The sequence below is a fragment of the Pseudomonas agronomica genome (assembly GCF_025917275.1).
Lineage (GTDB): Bacteria > Pseudomonadota > Gammaproteobacteria > Pseudomonadales > Pseudomonadaceae > Aquipseudomonas > Aquipseudomonas agronomica.
On the sequence record NZ_JAOSHO010000733.1, the window covers coordinates 1 to 1,921 of the forward strand.

At 61.3% G+C, this 1,921-nt stretch carries 2 protein-coding genes; both read right to left on the reverse strand.

From position 1 onward, the window contains the following. Positions 1 to 95: 95 nt before the first annotated feature. Positions 96 to 1,274 carry a choline ABC transporter ATP-binding protein gene (choV, locus tag OC610_RS26645; RefSeq protein WP_264432213.1) on the reverse strand — a complete coding sequence of 393 codons (1,179 nt, stop codon included), beginning with the start codon at positions 1,272 to 1,274 and terminating at the stop codon, positions 96 to 98. Further along, positions 1,271 to 1,921: ABC transporter permease subunit (locus OC610_RS26650; RefSeq protein ID WP_264432215.1), on the reverse strand; the 651-nt coding region annotated here is incomplete at its 5' end. The genes choV and OC610_RS26650, both read right to left, overlap by 4 nt.

Below are 1,921 nucleotides of genomic sequence, written 5' to 3' on the forward strand. Positions count from 1 at the left end.
GCAAGCTCCCTCGCCACGGGATAGCATTCCAATTCTTGTTTCTGCGCAAACAAAAACGCCGCGATCATCTCGCGGCGTTTTTGTTTGCCTTGGCTTTAGCCCAGGTTCTTGCCGAGCAGCGCGTGGTACAGCTCGCTGTCACCGAGAATGCCGACGACTTTCTGGTTGTCGTGCAGCACCAGTTTGTTGCCGGTCTGGTAGCGGATCTGCAAGGCGTCGCGCATGCCGATGTTGGAGTCCACCAGGGTAGGGCGACGGCCCAGGCCTTCGACGGACTGACCCGGCGCCCAGTTCTGCAGGTCCAGTGCGGCGCCGTTCTGGCGGGCGCCCTTGATGGTGTTGCCTTCGGCCAGGTCGAGCCAGGAATCACCGCCCGGGTCCAGGCACACCGAACCGTTGATGCGCTTGCAGTTGTCCAGGGTGCGCATCAAGCTGCGACCGCAGAGCACGTTGAGCGGGTTGGTATGGGCGACGAACGTACGCACGTAATCGTCCGCCGGGTTGAGCACGATCTCTTCCGGCTTGCTGTACTGGATGATCCGGCCGTCTTTCATGATCGCGATGCGGCTGCCCAGTTTCAGGGCTTCGTCGAGGTCGTGGCTGACGAAGACGATGGTCTTGCTCAGCTTGCGTTGCAGCTCCAGCAGTTCATCTTGCAGGCCTTGGCGGATCAGCGGGTCGAGGGCCGAGAACGGTTCGTCCATCAACAGGATGTCGGCGTCCATCGCCAGGGCGCGGGCCAGGCCGACCCGTTGCTGCATGCCGCCGGACAGTTCGTCGGGCTTCTTGTTGCGCCATTGGGTCAGGCCCACCAGCTCGAGTTTCTCATCCACCAGCTTGCGCCGTTCCTTTTCCGGCCGGCCCTGCATTTCCAGGCCGAAGCTGATGTTCTCGCGCACCGTCAGCCAAGGCATCAGGGCGAATTTCTGGAACACCATGGCGATGCGCTTGGTGCGCATCATCTTCAGCTCGGCGGGGCTGCAGGAGGCGATATCGATCTGCCGGCCTTCGTGCTCGACGAACAGCTTGCCGCGACTCACCGTGTTCAAGCCGTTGATGCAGCGCAGCAGGCTGGATTTGCCTGAGCCGGACAGGCCCATGAGTACGCAGATCTCACCTTTTTCGATGTCCAGGCTGGCCTTTTCCACGCCGACGATCTGCCCGGTTTTCTTCAGGATTTCATTGCGGGTCATGCCCTTGTCGAGCAGCTTGAGGGCTTCGCGTGGATCTTTGGCAAAGATCACGTCGACCTCGTCGAAGCGAATGATGCTCATGCGTCACCCCCTACTTTGGCGTCGGGTTGTTTGCAGATTCGGTCGAGCATGATCGCCAGCAATACGATCGCCAGGCCGGCTTCGAAGCCCAGGGCGATATCAGCGGTGTTCAATGCGTTGACCACGGGTTTGCCCAGGCCGTCGGCACCGACCAGCGCTGCAATGACCACCATCGACAACGACAGCATGATGCACTGGGTGATACCGGCCGCGATGCTTGGCATCGCATGGGGCAGTTCGATGCGCGACAGCAGCTGGCGACGGGAGCAGCCGAAGGCTTTGCCGGCGTCCATCAGTTCTTCCGGAACGTCGCGGATGCCCAGGTAGGTCAGGCGGATGGGGGCGGCAATCGCGAACACCACCGTGGAGATCAGGCCCGGGACCACGCCCAGACCGAAAAGGGTCAGGGTAGGAATGAGGTAGACGAAGGTCGGTACGGTCTGCATCAGATCGAGTACCGGACGCATCAGGGTGTAGAACATCGGCTTGTGCGCGGCAACAATGCCCAGCGGCACGCCGATCAGCACGCAGACCAGGGTCGCGAACAGCACCTGGGCGAGGGTTTCCATGGTCTCTTGCCAGTAACCCAGGTTGAGGATGAGCAAGAAGGACGCGATGACGAAAACGGTCAGGCCCCATTTGCGCTG